Genomic DNA, 16018 nt, shown 5'->3' with positions numbered 1-16018 from the left:
AAAATAGAAGCGGGGGAAAGACCTTGAAAAGGGTACTTGTTCTAACAACAGGCGGAACCATATTAAGTTTTATGACATCAGAGGGATTAAGCCCTAGCAGGGAAGATGTATCAGGACTTCTCTATGAGAAATTATTAAAGTTATCAGGCGAATATATCATAGATATTGAAGCAGTCTTTCATAAAGACAGCAGTAATATCGTACCGGAGGACTGGTACATTGTGAAGGATTCCATTCAGAAAAGTATCGATAAATATGATGGCATCGTTATACTGCATGGAACAGATACCATGTCTTACAGTGCTGCGATGCTGTCTTATTTATTTGCGGGAGTGGGTAAACCTATAGTACTAACCGGTTCTCAGATTCCTTTATCTTATAAGGATAGTGATGGCGGTAAGAATCTCAGGGATGCAGTTATTGCAGCCGGTGATGCCAGATTAAAAGGAGTATTTGTAGTATTCCATGATAAAGTGATAAATGGGACAAGAGCTTACAAGAGAAGTTCCCTCAATAGAGACGCCTACATCAGTTGTAATTATCCCTATGTGGGAATTATAAAGGATAATAAATTATTTATTACCCATGAATATACGGTGATGAAGGAAGCGGAAAAATTTGAAGAAATAATAATCCCGGAACGTCGAAATAAGCTAATACCTAAAATATTTGTTCTTAAAATGGTTCCGGGAATCGAGTCTTCACTAATTGACTATATCATGCAGGGCGGATACCAGGGGGTTATTATTGAAGGGTATGGTCTTGGTGGTATGCCTGTAGATAATAAAGAATTGATGGCAAAGATCGATCATCTTGTCAGCAAGAAAATACCTGTAATCATGGCTACCCAGTGTGTTTATGACGGAGTTAATCTGGATACCTATGAGGTGGGTATGACAGCTAAGAAAAATGGCATTCTATCAGCCTTTGATATGACAACAGAGGCAGTTTATACAAAGCTTATGTGGGCTATTGGCTGTACAGAAAATTATGAGGAACTGGTCAAATTGTTACAGGCTAATCTTTGCGGGGAGCTGGCTGTCAGATATCCTTCAGAGTAAGGGGGTATGGTATGTTAATTAAGATTTTATATATAATATTTGTTACAGTATACAGTCTATTGTTGATACTTGCAGCCATAAAGGGTCCTGGAAATAAGAGCATAGACCTGAAAAAGGAAAAGCTACCTATGATTACAGGAGGTATCTTGACACTTCTGTCTTCCCTGGCAATGCTAAAGCTGTTTTTACCTTATGTAATTCTTTTGAGCATAGGTCTTATATTAATACATATATCCTCTATCCTAAATGGCTACAAACTTCATGGAAAGCTTAATTTATCCCATCATACCGTTAAGCTGGTAATATCTGCGTTAATAATTTTCTTATTTTGCTACATCATTTTATCATAATAAACAGTCTTATTTTTTTGGATTTAATACAGATTAGTACAGACACTAATATAGAAACGGTTCTCATATGTTGTATGCTGGCTTATGGGTAATAATGTCTTGTCAATTTATATTCAATTGATAAAAAAGGACATAGAAGCATCTTAAAGCAAGTTCGTAAAAATAATCTCGTCCAACTTTTTTTCTTATAAAATATGGGATATCCTCGAAGTGCATGCAATAGAATAATGATAAGTACATCATAGGATGCTTTCCGATATGAAAAATCGTATTATAGGAATTGCTGCAGCATTTTTCGTAATCATTGTATTTTCTGCAGCACAATATGGAAGCGTATTGCAGCAATTAACGGAAGATAGAGTTGTTTTAAAGGAAATCAATAATCAAAACAGCCAGAAAAGCAAAAAGATTAAATCAGCAGATGACGGGTTAACTGCTCAGGAGATTGAGAAAATCAGGCAGGAAAATCAAGAAGAAACGGAAAAATCAGAAACAGACTCTGTAACCGAGGAAGAGGGAATAAAGAAATCCAGCCTTACTGCCAAAGCTGCTGCTCTGGTAGATGCCAGCAATGGCAGGGTGCTCTATGAAAAGAACGGTTATGAAGAACTTCCCATGGCCAGTACGACAAAAATAATGACCTGCATCATAGCATTGGAAAATGCTAATCTGGACGATGTGGTTACTATTTCTAAATATGCAGCCAGTATGCCCGATGTGCAATTAAATGCCGTGGCTGGTGAAAAATTTTATCTGCGGGATCTCTTATATTCACTCATGCTTGAATCCCACAATGATGTTGCGGTTGCAATAGCAGAACATGTAGGCGGGTCGGTGGAATGTTTTGCTATGATGATGAATGCCAAAGCGAAAGAACTTGGGTGTGAGCACACAAATTTTGTTACTCCTAATGGATTAGATGCTGACGGACACTATACCACAGCTGTAGAATTGTCTAGAATAGCCAGTTATGCCATTGAAAATGAAACCTTCGTTAAGATTATTAATACCCCTTCCTGGCAATTCTCAGAGATAAGCAAAGGAAGAGGATTCTCAGTAAGTAATAAAGACAGGTTCCTAACCCTGTATAACGGAGCAATTGGCATAAAAACTGGATTTACAGGAAAAGCAGGTTATTGTTTTGTAGGTGCGGTCCAAAGAAACGGGAAGACCTTTGTTTCTGCCGTTTTAGGAGCTGGGTGGCCTCCTCATAAGAACTATAAATGGGCAGATACCAAATCTTTAATGGATTATGGGGTAAATAATTATGAAATGCAGCAGGTTTTTTATGCCGATAAGCAGTTCGATCCGGTAGTAGTAGTAAAAGGAAAAGAAAAATATGCCGATCTCTATTATGAGGGAGACATTTCACTTCTGATGAGAGAAGGAGAAAAAGTCAAAATTGATTATACGCTGCCAGCATTATTAAAAGCACCGATTATGTGTGATACGGAAGTTGGTACTGCGAAGTATTATATTGGTGAGGAGCTGATTGCCGAAATTCCTGTACTAACAAAAAATTCTGTTGAAGAGATTGATCTTACATATTGTATTGATAAACTTTACAGCCTATGGCAATGCTTAAAATGATACTATTTATTACTATTTTAAGAATTATGTCAAAAATATTTCATTTTTCTGACGATTTTATGAAACTTTTTCGCCTCTTGCTTCGTCTAATACATAGGAAAGCAAAAGGGGGAATACGTGTGAAAAAGCAAAAAAACTTTTTTAAACATCCTGATTTGTATGTATACCAGGGCAGACAGACAGAAGAAAATATGAAAAGGCAAATTATGGCTCATAAAGCCTGTAAATATCATACCTTAAAAATCGGCTTTCTATATGCTGTTTTGTCGCTGTTATTTTTTGTATGGGAATTGTATTATGTATTTATCGGAAGTGAAAAAGTAGTACTTATGCTTATTCCTTTTGTTGGTTTATTTGTCTGCCTGGCGAAGGGAATTATTATGATGTTTAAGGATAGACAACATGTCCTGGAGAACAGTACAACGAAGAATACCATACCAGAATACTGTACAGAATCCTTTTAGTGGAAATAAAGCTCTTTTTTTTGTTTTTTCTTTGAATTTCAGCGGATAATACTTAACAAAGTATTTTGTTATGTGTTATAATATAGGGATGCTAAGAATGGACAGAAGAAGGAGTCTGAAATGATACGGTTATCCAGAATGGGAATCAGAAATTTGGCTGCCAGCGAAACAGTATATGCAAGAGGCTTGCAGGACTATAAACAAAACTGCATTGTGAATGCGACCTGGTCAGCCCATAAAAAACAATATCGTATTGCTGTTAAGGACACCTTTGAATATCAGGTTGTAATCCAGGTTTTCGAGGACGGGTCCTTTGATAATAAATGTAATTGTCCGGAACACATAAAAGATAACGGGGCTTGCCGCCATGTGGTCGCTGCCCTGTTTTTCGTGCTCAATTATGTGGAACGTTCCTTAATGGAGGAACCGGAAAATCCGGAAGAAAAATTAGTATACCAGATACTTGGTTATTTTAATAATCAGGAAGATGCGATAACGAAAGGTGAGACCTTTCATATCAAGCCGACTATATCAATTCCAAATATTATACGAAATGATATGAATGCCGCCATGTTATCCCTTCGAGTGGGAAATCATCATTATTACAAAGTACAGACAGTAAAGAAATTTCTGTCTGATATGTACAACAAAGAAGCAATCGTTATTGGTAAGGAATTTAAGTTCTTACCCGGTGAAAGCAAATTTGACAAACAGTCACAGAAAATACTGGATTATATAATGGAAATCTATGAGATACAGGAAGGAATAGACAAGCTGTTCTACTCCAGGCTGTTTTCAAAAACTAATGTTATGCTGACGAAAAACATGCTGCTCCGGCTTTTAAATCTTATGGAGGGGATGGATTTTACGCTGGACCTGTATGGAAAGACTTACGAGGATGTAGCATTTACCCAGGACAATCCAGTGCTGAATTATGATTTGTCCCTGATAGAGGACGGAATTGTTATGGATTATGCGGAAGGCAGTGGTGTTATACCTGTAATGCAGTCAGGAGAATTACTTTTTTTTAAGGATTGTTTGTACAAACCCAGTAAACGTTTTTTAAACAACTATCTGCCCTTTTACAACAACCTGGGTATAAACAAGGAACCCCTACTGTTTAAGGGACAGAATAAGAATAAATTCTTAGAGTCTGTTTTGCCGCGAATTACTGAGACCTTGAAATTAAACGTTCCAAAAGAAATTAAAGACCGTTTTATCGTAGCGGATTTAGAACCTGTCGTCTATTTGGACAGGAATAAGAACAATGTCCATGCAGAGCTTAAATTTCGTTATGGTACTTACGAATTTAATGCTTTTGACAATGCACCTATTGATAATTTTATAATCGTAAGACAGCCTGCCAAAGAGGAGAACTGCATAGAATTTCTGGAAAAGCTTGGCTTTCAACCGAAGCAGCATGGTTTTGTTATGAGAAATGATGATGAAATCTATCAGTTTTTAACCAGTTCCATAAAGGAACTGGCGGAGTTTTGTGAATTATATTATTCCGAAACTTTCAAAAAGATTGGTATAAAGACTCCGGGTAACATGAAAGCCGGCTTAAGAGTAAGTAATGGTCTGAATCTGCTGGAGATGGATCTCAATTACGAGGAAATTCCCGGTGAAGAATTAAAGGACATGTTCCGCTCCTTCCGTTTAAAGAAGAAATATTACCGTTTAAAAGACGGAAGCTTTATCAATCTTGAGGATGAAAATATCTCTGGCATCTGGGAAATCCTGAATAACCTTGGTGTTGCTGGTGATATGAACGGAGAAACTGTCAATATTCCAAAAAGTTCTGCAATCTACCTGAATAATGTTCTTAGTACCAGTAAATATCAGGTAGTGAAATCGGATAGCTTTAATCGTCTGGTAGAAGCTATTATCAATCCCAACAGCATTGAGTACGAAATACCAAAGGGGATACAAGCGGAGCTTAGGAGTTATCAGGTCATTGGTTATAAATGGCTTAGAACTCTTTCAAACAATCAGCTTGGCGGTATCTTAGCTGATGATATGGGCCTTGGTAAAACATTACAGACCATTGTGTTTATTGCTGCCATTAAGGAAATCGAACCTGAAAAGAAATTCCTTATAGTATGCCCTTCCTCATTAACCTATAACTGGCAGGATGAAATTGAGAATTTTGCACCGATGCTTCGTACTACTGTCGTAACCGGTAATCCGAAGGAAAGACAGGAAATGATAGAGAATAATGAAGAGACAGATGTTCTTATAACCTCTTATCCTTTAATCCGCAGGGACATTAATTTTTATCAAAAACACTGTTTTCATACTGTATTTATTGATGAGGCTCAGTATATTAAAAATGCTGATTCTCTCAATGCAAAATCAGTAAAACTACTGGAAGCGGAACATCGTTTTGCTTTAACAGGTACTCCCATAGAGAATTCCTTGTCAGAGTTATGGTCAATCTTTGATTTCATCATGCCCGATTATCTGTTTCATCACGCAAGATTTGTGAATCAATATGAGAAGCCGATTATGCGGGAAGAAGAGGGTGTATTAGAGGATCTGAATAAAAGAATCCTTCCCTTTATTTTAAGACGTATGAAAAAGGATGTACTTCTTGAACTACCGGATAAGGTAGAGACGAAAATGCTTACGGATATGCTGGAGGAGCAGAAAAAGATCTATATGGCATATGTTGAGAATGCCAAGAATGAGATTAATCTGGAAATACAGGAGAAAGGTCTGCAAAAGAGCAAGCTCAAAATCCTGGCGGCTCTTACCAGGCTGCGCCAGATCTGCTGTCACCCTGGTACCTTTATTGAGAATTATTCCGGAGGTAGCGGTAAACTGGAGCTGCTGATGGAAATTATCACGGATTGTCTGGCCAACGGCCACCGAATCCTGGTATTTTCACAGTTTACCTCCATGTTATCGCTCATAGAGAATGAACTTGAGAAAAGCAATATCAAAAGCTTTTATTTGGAAGGTTCAACAAAAGTTAAGGAACGAAATGAATTTGTCAAACGCTTTAATCAAGGGGAAGGAGAAGTGTTCCTGATATCCTTAAAGGCTGGTGGTACCGGGCTTAATTTAACTGGTGCGGATACTGTAATTCATTATGATCCCTGGTGGAATCCCGCGGTGGAAGATCAAGCGACGGACAGAGCCTATCGAATCGGCCAGATGAATTCGGTACATGTAATTAAACTGATAACCAAAGGGACGATAGAAGAGAAGATCTACAAGCTTCAGCTTAAGAAGAAAAATCTATCTGATTCTGTAATACAGTCTCAGGAGGTATTTATCAACTCTCTTACGAAAGAAGAACTGGAGGATATTTTCAGTTAATAATACAATTAATAACAATCATCCATCGAATGATCAATCAATTATATTAATTTTAATAATAACCATTTCTATAATATAACAGATGATTCTAATTTAAGTCGAGAAATAATGTTAAGAGGGTATAACAAGTTTCAGATGCTTGTTATACCCTCTAATTCATAAGAGTTAATATGAATAATAAATTTTAACCTATTAATGACCAATTTCCTATTCTTCATTTACTTCTTCATCAAAATGATCGTTATAGTATTCTTCCGTTAATCTGTCCAGATACTTATCGTCCATTTCACCGAATTGTGTCACAACCAGAGCTTTCATTTTCTCAAGCTTCTGAAGAAATTGAACTTCTGCAGCAGCAGAATCGTTAGCAAAACCATTAACCATTTCTTCTGTGAGAGTGGAATCTAACCAGTCTATAATTGCATCTGTCAGCTTATTTTCATCGCTGATTTCTTTCTCTACCTTTTTGCTCTTACTATAGGTGGTTATACCGATAATAAAGAACGCAATGAACACGGCACTCATAACCAGGTAAGACAGCAGACCGGAGATTATTGTAATTACACCCAGAGCATTTAATACAACGCCAACCAGACCAAGTACAGATACTACCAGAAAAGTAACAGCAGAAGAGCTTAAATCTCTGTACTGTTCTTCTTTTTTAATATAAGTAGCAGATTCTGCAACGGCAGGTCTTGCACTTTCAAAAATTCCCTGAACTTCCTCCTGTGCAAAGAGTTCCTCCGGAATCTCTTCCTCTGAGGCTTCTAAGTCGTCGTATGCTTCCTCTGACTCATCACCGGTAATAACATCGTAATCAGTTTCCGCATCCTTGCTTTCGGAAGAATTCTCATTATCAGAGGTTTCCCTGACATCTTTCATTGCAGCGGCTTTTAGTGTTTTTTCCGCTTCAACGGCATAAAAAGCATCATATAATTTCTTAACCTGTTTCTGATCCTTTTTTCGAATCATTATAGCATAGGAATCCTCTTCCTCTTTGTGTTGATAAGAAACATTTGTAATGTTGGAGTATTCCAGAAACTGAATAAATTTCTTTGCAAAGGATTCCTTTTTCGTATCCAGGAATTCTATGGTTTCTTCTGTCTCCTCAAGGCTGTCAACAAGTGGCACACCACAGGTATTGCAGGTAGTGAAGCCGTCAATATATTCTGATTTGCATTCAGGACACCAGGGCATAGACGTTACCTCCTAAGGGAAAGATTTTTATGCTTCTATTTTAAATGCATGGTAAGCTTTTTTACCTTTTCTGATAAGCAGCATTCCATCGGAATCAAGGTCATTCGCAGTAAATACTCTGTCAAACTCAGTTACTTTTTCATCATTAACCGTTACGCCACCCTGCTGAATATTTCTTCTAGCATCAGAACGGGAGGAGGCTAATTTACCATCTACCATAAGTGTGATTAAATCAATACCCTGGGCAAACTGGTCTTCTTTATAAAAGGTCGTAGGAATATCATCAGATTTTAATCCGCCGCCAAATAATGCCTTAGAGGCTTCTCTGGCTTTGACAGCTTCTTCTTCACCATGAACCAATTTCGTGATTTCATAAGCCAGAACATCTTTCGCATGATTGATTTCTGCATCCTTAAGAGCACCAAGTCGTCTTACTTCATCCATAGGAAGGAAAGTAAGCAGTCCTAAGCATTCCTCTACCTTTACATCCTCAATGTTTCTCCAGTACTGATAGAATTCATAAGGAGAAGTCTTAGCGGGGTCTAACCAAACAGCACCTTTCATGGTTTTACCCATTTTGATACCTTCACTGGTGGTTAAGAGTTTAAAGGTAAGACCGAAAGCAGGCTTTTGCTCTTTTCTTCGAATCAAATCCACACCGCCTAAGATATTGGACCATTGGTCATTACCGCCAAGCTGTAGTGTACAGTTATACATCTGATTAAGCTTTAAGAAGTCATAAGACTGCATAATCATGTAGTTGAATTCAAAGAAAGTAAGACCTTTCTCCATTCTCTGCTTGTAGCATTCTGCTGTAAGCATCTTATTGACGGAGAAATGTACACCGACCTCTCTTAAGAATTCTACATAGTTAAGATTTAACAGCCAGTCCGCATTATTTGCAAGGATTGCATTGTCGTTATCGAAATCGATAAATTGTGATAGCTGTTTGTAGAAACAATCCGCATTATGCTGAATGGTTTCTTTGGTCATGATGGAGCGCATATCGGATTTACCGGAAGGATCACCGATCATTGTAGTGCCGCCGCCTAATAAGGCAATTGGTTTGTGACCGGCACGCTGCATATGCATCATAGCCATTACGGTTAAAAAGTGTCCTGCTGTTAAACTGTCTGCCGTTGCATCAAAGCCTATATAAAAGGTTACTTTTTCCTTCCCTAATAATTCTCTTATTTCCTGTTCGTGGGTAGTTTGTTCGATAAACCCACGCTCCAATAAAATATCATAAACATTCTCTGACATTTTATATATTCCTCCTTTAAGTAGTTAGAAACATTATATATGAAAAGAAGGAGTTTTTCAATTGTTTCAAGGCTTCTATTGAGATAAATTCATAAATTGCCATAAAATAGTGCTCTTGCAGGCCTTTCGAAGCAGGAGATTTCAGAATTATAAGACAATGGAAATAGGATAAACTAAAATCTATCTATAACAGATTATGTATTGACATTACCGTTTAATTTGTTATAGTTTATTTATATGTAAAGTAATTTAGACATAATAGCATTCCAATGAAAACATACCAATTATGCATCCAACTATTGTGATAGGGTGATGAGTTGAAAAAGCAAATCTGTGCGCGAAGGCGCGAATGGAGGATAGGTTGAAAAATAAATTTTTCAACCGCAAGTTTGTGCTTGCGCACCACAAACTTGGTTTCGCAAAGAGCGTGCGCAAGAATAGAGGTTAAAATGGAAAAGGCATACAAAGGCTACCTGTTCGTTCATTTTACAGGAGAGCATGAAAATGGGGAACAGATATATTTTTCTATCAGTGAAGACGGTTTGCACTGGAAAGATTTGAATAGGAACAGACCGGTACTATCTTCAAAAGCAGGTGAAAAAGGTGTAAGAGATCCTTTTATAATTCGTTCTGCAACGGGAGACAAATACTATATTATCGCAACAGATCTTAGAATAGCAAACGGTAAGGGCTGGGATGTTGCCCAGTATTCCGGCAGCAGAAACATCGTGATATGGGAATCAGAAGACCTTGTTAACTGGGCCGAGCCGCGTATGGTGGAAGTAGGATTACCGGAAGCCGGCTGTGTATGGGCACCGGAAGCAATTTACAATGATAAGACCGGAGAATATCTTGTATTCTGGGCTTCCATGGTAAAAGAAGCGGGAGAAGAGAAGGCAAAACAAAGAATATACTGTTCCTTTACAAAAGATTTCAAAGTCTTTACAAAAGCAGTGAAATACATTGAAAAAGACAATCATGTAATCGATACCACAATTATCAAAGACAAGGAATATTATTACCGTATATCAAAAGATGAGACTACCAAGAACATAACCATGGATAAGTGTCCGGATTTAATCAATGGCCCTTTTACACCCGTTGCTTCAGAAGCTCTTGATAATATCTTTGGTGTGGAAGGTCCTGCGGCTTTTCCGATTAACGGCTCGGACGAATGGTGTCTGATGGTTGATCAGTTTGCTACCGATGGTGGTTATATGCCTTTATTTACCAAGGACTTTTCAAAGGGAGAGTTCAGAACTCTAAAAGCAGAAGAATATCATATGGGTGCTAATAAGAAAAGGCATGGTTCCATTTTGAATCTGACAGCAGAAGAATATGAACAGCTTTTAAGGACTTATGACTATGCCAACCCGGTATTGGAGGGATTATACGCTGATCCGGACATGCTTAAAGTTTGTGATACCTATTATCTTTATCCTACCAGTGATGGCTTTACCGGGTGGTCAGGAACGAAATTCAATGTTTTTTCATCCATTGATAAGATTAACTGGAGGGATGAGGGTGTAATTGTAGACGTTGCCTCAGAGCAGGTTCCCTGGGCTATTGGAAGTGCCTGGGCACCAGCCATAGCAGAAAAAAACGGGAAATACTATTATTATTTCTGCGCCAAAAGAACGGATAATGTATCCTGTATCGGCGTTGCTGTTGCAAGTCATCCAGCAGGACCCTTTACTGCACAGCCAGAGCCTTTGATTACACCAGAAGTATTGGCGACGGAAAATATAGCAATTGGTCAGACCATCGATCCTTCTATTTTTACAGAGGAGGACGGCAGTGCTTACCTTCTTTTAGGAAATGGCGATGCTGTCATCGTACAACTCAACGAAGATATGATAAGCCTGGTACCTGGAACCATAAAGAAACTGGAAGGTGCATACGATTTCAGGGAAGCCATTATGGCAGTTAAGAGAAACGGAATTTATCATTTCACCTGGTCCTGTGATGATACAGGAAGTGAAAACTATCATGTAAATTATGGTGTGTCCACGAGCATTTATGGGCCAATTGAATATAAATATCCAATTCTCACAAAGGAACCCGATAAAGGTATCTTGGGAACCGGTCATCATATCATCTTTAAAGAACCGGACAAAGATGAATACCTTATAGCATATCACAGATTCTGCACACCACTTGGACAGCATGTGGGTGAAGAGGGATATAATAGAGAGACCTGCCTTGACAGACTGGAGTTCAATGAAGAGGGCTTTATGAAACCGGTAAAAGTTACAAAATAAAATATTCTATCATACAAGAAAGACCGCGTCAGCCAGTATATGGATTTCGCGGTCTTTTCGTATTAAATGTTATAAGCTTTCTTTTCGGTTAATCTTTAATAATGCAGGTAATCTTGTAAGAACAAAATAAAGCATGGCAACATCTATGGGGAGCATGATGATACTCTTTAACGCTCTCATGGGTAAGAGCACAAGAAATGCCTGACCGTAAAGGTCCGACAGCCAATAAGTACTTAACAGAATATCAACGAAAATTACCAGTATTGCTTTGATTAATGCAATCCTTTTAATTGTGATCCTTTTACGGTAGAAACCAAAACCATAAATCAATCCGGTAATAACAGCATTAATGGTAAAACCGGGATAAAAAGGGCCCTTTGGTGCCAGAATGTAATTAAGTATATCACTTAATGCACCTAAGATGCTTCCCGCAACAGGACCAAATAACATACTGCCTAAGGCTATGGGCAAATAATTGAAGCTGATACGTATAAACTGGCCTAACATAACGGTTCCTAAAAGTCCTAGAACAACACAAATAGCCAGCAGTAAAGAGCAGGTTATCAGAGTATTCAGCTTCTTGAGTTCCTGTGAAGATTCTTTCAATGTCTTAAAAATGAACATAGTACTACCTCCTTTTCCTAATTGTTGCAAAAACTTATGCTACATTGAGAAGGCAGAACCTGTCATGTAGCAGCGGGATGCGAATTTCGTACCGCAAGTTTTACCTTTTCGTCCACCGGACAACTCCCCGTTCCGATGACACTTAACGCACGAAATCCTACTCTGCTATATTCGTTTTTGACTTGAAAATACTATATCAGAAAACCCTGTTACAGGCAATAGATAAAATTCTAAAAATTCCAGGTTTACCGATAGAAGTTCTAGGTAAAATAATGATTAGAAACTTTTATTATACAAAACCTGAAACAAAATAGAATTAATTAAATTTAATAAAATAGATATTTCTGGTTCTAATATAACCAATAGTAGGAATACAATGTTCTAGGCTGAATCAACTCTAACAGCGGCTGCCTGATAACTGGACAGAAAACGCTGTACTAGCCCTAAAAAGTGGTATGGCATTCTTATGAGAGAGGATGAGGATATGGATAAACAGGAAGAATTTATGATTCCTAACAGAGCGGAGTACATAAAATTAGCAAGAGAAAGTTGCTCAAGAAATCAGTCCGGGAACTTAAATGGAAAAGTACATACGGCATATAAGAACAAAGAAAAACTGATGCGGGAAGAATTCTATCCGGCTGGAGCTGACATACCAACCGACAGGCCCGGACAGACTGTTAATATGAAACTCTTCCTGGTTCGTCTGATATGCGCATGTTTATTGTTTCTGACCGTAATTCTTATGGATCAGTTTAATCTTAGTATCAAAGAAGTAAATGTTAAACAAATCGAAGAACTGGTTTCTGATAATGTCGGTGTGGAAGAGGCACAGAATTTCTTTGTCACTTTCCTGGATAAATTAAAGCAATAAATTACTTGTGTAAAAGGAAAGACAGCTGGAGGTAGTTGAAGCTGTCTTTCCTTTTTATCAGCGTTAAAATAGATTGTATTTTTATAAGCCATAGTCTATAATGGTTTGTAAGCTATATACGGCACATTGATTCACATAATTATATTATGTAAACCAATGTGTTTTTCTAAGAAAAGAGTGAATGAAAATTTATGATTGAGAGGCTGCCGCGTTTAAGTTCTTTCGCTCTTATTATTTATGGCAGTGTTGCTGGTATACCAGCGATATGCAGTAGGTGTAAGGTTGATTACTTACAAATTCAACCGCTGATTTGTGGACTGCGAAATCCCGGCACAAATTCGGAGGCACAAAATGCATGTAAAGGAATGGAGAAAAAAATGAAAAAACTGGCTTTATCAGATGAAATTCTAATGACCATAGACAAGCCTGCCAGATACATCGGCAATGAAACGAATATGGTCGTAAAAGATACAAATGCAGTTGATATCAGATTCTGTATGTGTTTTCCCGATGTTTATGAAATCGGAATGTCTCACCTCGGTATACAGATTCTATATGATATGTTTAACCGCAGGGAAGATACTTATTGCGAGAGGGTATACTCACCCTGGCCTGATCTGGACAAGATCATGAGAGAGAAGAAGATTCCTCTGTTTGCATTGGAATCACAGGAGCCGATTAAGAAATTTGATTTCCTGGGTATAACGCTCCAATATGAAATGTGTTATACCAATGTTTTGCAGATTCTGGATCTGTCCGGTATACCATTACTGGCAAAAGACCGAACGGAAGAGGATCCTTTTGTATTAGGCGGTGGTCCCTGTACCTATAATCCCGAACCTCTTGCAGATTTCTTTGATTTCTTTTATATCGGTGAGGGTGAGACTGTTTATGACCAGCTCTTAGACCTTTACAAGGAGCATAAACAGCAGGGCGGAAGCCGTAAGGAGTATCTGGAGAAGGTTGCTCAGATTGAAGGAATCTATGTACCCTCTTTGTATGATGTAACTTACAAAGAAGACGGAACCATTGAAAGGTTTAATAAAAATAATGACCATGCAAAAGATAAGATCAAAAAGCAGGTCGAAATGAAACTTGAGAACACCTATTATCCCAAGAAACCCCTGGTTCCCTATATCAGAGCTACCCAGGACAGAGTGGTACTGGAAATTCAAAGAGGCTGTATCAGAGGCTGCCGTTTCTGCCAGGCTGGTATGGTGTATCGTCCGGTAAGAGAACGCAGTATGGATTTCTTAAAAGAGTATGCCACGGAAATGCTCAAAGCTACCGGCCATGAAGAAATTTCCTTAAGCTCCTTAAGCTCCAGTGACTTTTCAGGCTTACAGGAACTGGTGTATTTCCTCATCGAAGAATGTGGCAAGCAAAAAGTGAACATTTCTTTACCCTCCCTCCGTATTGATGCTTTTGCGCTGGATGTCATGAGCAAAGTACAGGACGTTAAGAAAAGCTCTTTGACCTTTGCCCCGGAAGCTGGCTCACAGAGACTGAGAGATGTTATCAATAAGGGACTTACAGAAGAAACCATATTAAACGGTGCCATGGAAGCCTTTAAAGGTGGCTGGAACAGAGTGAAATTGTATTTTATGCTTGGTCTGCCCACGGAGAATGAAGAGGATATTGAAGGAATTGCTATTCTTTCCGATAAGATCGCAAGAGAATATTACACCCTTCCAAAGGAGCAGAGAAATGGTAAGATTGGAATTACTGCCAGTACTTCTTTCTTTGTACCAAAACCCTTTACTCCCTTTCAGTGGTCAAGAATGGACACTGCAAAGGAATACTTAAGCAAACAGCATTTCCTGCGTTCCAAGTTCAATGAACAATTAAACAAGAAAAGTATCAAATACAATTGGCACGAAGCAGAATTAAGCGTATTGGAAGGTGTATTCGCCAGAGGTGACAGAAGAGTCGGACAGGCATTACTGGCAGCATATAAAGAAGGCTGTCTCTTTGATTCCTGGTCAGAATTCTATGACAATGACAAATGGGAAAAAGCCTTCGCTGATACCGGAATCGATATTGACTTCTATACCTGCAGAGAAAGAGAAATAGATGAAATACTGCCCTGGGATTTTATTGATGCCGGTATTACCAAGGCGTTCCTTGCCAGAGAGTACAAACAGGCAAAAGAGGCAAAGCTTACTCCCAACTGTAAAATGGCTTGTTCTGCTTGCGGAGCTACCGTTTTTGGCGGCGGTATCTGCTTTGAAACAAGAGAGCAGGAGGTAAGTGCAAAATGATGGTACGTATGAAATTTATAAAGACAGGTCCCGTAAAGTTTATTGGTCACCTGGATATTATGCGATTTTTTCAAAAAGCAGTAAGAAGAGCGGAACTAGATGTTGAATACTCGCAGGGGTTTAATCCCCATCAGATCATGTCCTTTGCTTCTCCCCTTGGAGTAGGACTGACCAGCCAGTCTGAGTACGTGGACATATCCTTTAATACCCTTGAGGAGAAATCCGTGGTATTGGATAAATTAAATGCAGCCATGAACGAATTTATTAAAGTAACAGATATGGTTATGCTGCCGGAAGGTTTTAAAAATGCAATGGCAAGTGTTGCAGCGGCTGATTATCTGGTCTCCTTAAAGGATGGTTATGATTACCTGTCAGTGGAAGAATTCAGGCAGAAGTTTACCGAGTTCATGGCAAATGAAGAAATCGTAATACTCAAAAAAACAAAGAAAAGTGAAATTGAAACAGACATAAGACCTTTTATTTATTCCTACAGTTATACGCCCCAGGAATTCTTTGCCAGCCAATCTGATACAAATGATCTGGCGGAAAGGTATGAGAATGGTGTCAAGGTTTATTTAAAACTATCCTCCGGCAGCGTCAACAACCTTAAACCGGAACTGATTTTTGAGGCCTTTTCTGCTTTTGCCGGAATAGAATTCAATGAATATGCTTTCCAGATTCATCGATATGAATTGTACCAGGAAAGTACTTTAGAAGATAAATCCTTCCTTCCTTTATCAGAGGTGTAA

At 38.4% G+C, this 16018-nt stretch carries 12 protein-coding genes and 1 riboswitch; of the genes, 9 read left to right on the top strand and 3 right to left on the bottom strand.

All coding sequences use genetic code 11. The annotated features are described in order from the left end of the window. The first annotated feature begins 23 nt into the window (after positions 1 to 23). From R2R35_RS01180 to R2R35_RS01160, 5 genes are all read left to right on the top strand, one after another. Complete coding sequence (locus R2R35_RS01180; protein ID WP_317732674.1) at positions 24 to 1061, top strand: asparaginase; 1038 nt, start codon at positions 24 to 26, stop codon at positions 1059 to 1061. Positions 1062 to 1072: 11 nt separating this feature from the next. Beyond that, positions 1073 to 1411, top strand: coding sequence for a hypothetical protein (locus tag R2R35_RS01175; protein ID WP_317732673.1), 339 nt, complete (start codon positions 1073 to 1075; stop codon positions 1409 to 1411). Positions 1412 to 1669: 258 nt separating this feature from the next. Further along, complete coding sequence (locus R2R35_RS01170; RefSeq protein WP_317732672.1) at positions 1670 to 3001, top strand: D-alanyl-D-alanine carboxypeptidase family protein; 1332 nt, start codon at positions 1670 to 1672, stop codon at positions 2999 to 3001. Between the two features lie 119 nt (positions 3002 to 3120). After that, positions 3121 to 3465 carry a hypothetical protein gene (locus tag R2R35_RS01165; protein ID WP_317732671.1) on the top strand — a complete coding sequence of 115 codons (345 nt, stop codon included), beginning with the start codon at positions 3121 to 3123 and terminating at the stop codon, positions 3463 to 3465. A gap of 120 nt (positions 3466 to 3585) precedes the next feature. Beyond that, positions 3586 to 6789 carry a DEAD/DEAH box helicase gene (locus tag R2R35_RS01160; protein WP_317732670.1) on the top strand — a complete coding sequence of 1068 codons (3204 nt, stop codon included), beginning with the start codon at positions 3586 to 3588 and terminating at the stop codon, positions 6787 to 6789. A 207-nt stretch (positions 6790 to 6996) separates the two neighbouring features. Here the strand turns inward: R2R35_RS01160 and R2R35_RS01155 are convergent, their stop codons facing one another. Next, a complete protein-coding gene (locus tag R2R35_RS01155) occupies positions 6997 to 7986 on the bottom strand; it encodes a hypothetical protein (protein ID WP_317732669.1) in 990 nt (329 codons plus the stop codon). A gap of 27 nt (positions 7987 to 8013) precedes the next feature. Continuing rightward, a complete protein-coding gene (gene tyrS, locus R2R35_RS01150; RefSeq protein ID WP_317732668.1) occupies positions 8014 to 9249 on the bottom strand; it encodes a tyrosine--tRNA ligase in 1236 nt (411 codons plus the stop codon). Positions 9250 to 9698: 449 nt separating this feature from the next. Here tyrS and R2R35_RS01145 point away from each other — a divergent pair, with 449 nt between their 5' ends. Continuing rightward, entirely contained in the window at positions 9699 to 11510 is a 1812-nt protein-coding gene (locus R2R35_RS01145) for a family 43 glycosylhydrolase (RefSeq protein ID WP_317732667.1), read from the top strand. Between the two features lie 69 nt (positions 11511 to 11579). Here the strand turns inward: R2R35_RS01145 and R2R35_RS01140 are convergent, their stop codons facing one another. After that, the gene (locus tag R2R35_RS01140) at positions 11580 to 12134 is read right to left on the bottom strand and encodes a folate family ECF transporter S component (RefSeq protein WP_317732666.1); all 555 of its coding nucleotides are present in this window, start codon (positions 12132 to 12134) and stop codon (positions 11580 to 11582) included. Between the two features lie 68 nt (positions 12135 to 12202). After that, a riboswitch (THF riboswitch) is annotated at positions 12203 to 12301 on the bottom strand. A gap of 317 nt (positions 12302 to 12618) precedes the next feature. Here R2R35_RS01140 and R2R35_RS01135 point away from each other — a divergent pair. The 3 genes from R2R35_RS01135 to R2R35_RS01125 all read left to right on the top strand — a co-directional run bounded on the left by R2R35_RS01135 (position 12619) and on the right by R2R35_RS01125 (position 16018). Further along, positions 12619 to 13008, top strand: coding sequence for a hypothetical protein (locus tag R2R35_RS01135; RefSeq protein WP_317732665.1), 390 nt, complete (start codon positions 12619 to 12621; stop codon positions 13006 to 13008). A 377-nt stretch (positions 13009 to 13385) separates the two neighbouring features. Continuing rightward, positions 13386 to 15269, top strand: a complete 1884-nt coding sequence (locus R2R35_RS01130) for a TIGR03960 family B12-binding radical SAM protein (protein ID WP_317732664.1) — start codon at positions 13386 to 13388, stop codon at positions 15267 to 15269. Then, entirely contained in the window at positions 15266 to 16018 is a 753-nt protein-coding gene (locus tag R2R35_RS01125; RefSeq protein ID WP_317732663.1) for a TIGR03936 family radical SAM-associated protein, read from the top strand. The genes R2R35_RS01130 and R2R35_RS01125 overlap by 4 nt, the downstream gene beginning before the upstream one ends.

It is taken from the genome of Anaerocolumna sp. AGMB13020, from assembly GCF_033100115.1.
Taxonomy (GTDB): Bacteria; Bacillota; Clostridia; order Lachnospirales; family Lachnospiraceae; genus Anaerocolumna.
The sequence above is the reverse complement of the archived record's forward strand: the minus strand, read 5'-3'. Positions and strand labels throughout refer to the sequence as shown.

What these genes read in the sequence shown, in the direction of transcription:
- R2R35_RS01155 (WP_317732669.1), bottom strand. Translation starts at nt 7,986, where the DNA reads ATGCCCTGGTGTCCTGAATGCAAATCAGAATATATTGACGGCTTCACT.
- R2R35_RS01170 (WP_317732672.1), top strand. Translation starts at nt 1,670, where the DNA reads ATGAAAAATCGTATTATAGGAATTGCTGCAGCATTTTTCGTAATCATT.
- tyrS (WP_317732668.1), bottom strand. Translation starts at nt 9,249, where the DNA reads ATGTCAGAGAATGTTTATGATATTTTATTGGAGCGTGGGTTTATCGAA.
- R2R35_RS01135 (WP_317732665.1), top strand. Translation starts at nt 12,619, where the DNA reads ATGGATAAACAGGAAGAATTTATGATTCCTAACAGAGCGGAGTACATA.
- R2R35_RS01130 (WP_317732664.1), top strand. Translation starts at nt 13,386, where the DNA reads ATGAAAAAACTGGCTTTATCAGATGAAATTCTAATGACCATAGACAAG.
- R2R35_RS01160 (WP_317732670.1), top strand. Translation starts at nt 3,586, where the DNA reads ATGATACGGTTATCCAGAATGGGAATCAGAAATTTGGCTGCCAGCGAA.
- R2R35_RS01175 (WP_317732673.1), top strand. Translation starts at nt 1,073, where the DNA reads ATGTTAATTAAGATTTTATATATAATATTTGTTACAGTATACAGTCTA.
- R2R35_RS01140 (WP_317732666.1), bottom strand. Translation starts at nt 12,134, where the DNA reads ATGTTCATTTTTAAGACATTGAAAGAATCTTCACAGGAACTCAAGAAG.
- R2R35_RS01125 (WP_317732663.1), top strand. Translation starts at nt 15,266, where the DNA reads ATGATGGTACGTATGAAATTTATAAAGACAGGTCCCGTAAAGTTTATT.
- R2R35_RS01145 (WP_317732667.1), top strand. Translation starts at nt 9,699, where the DNA reads ATGGAAAAGGCATACAAAGGCTACCTGTTCGTTCATTTTACAGGAGAG.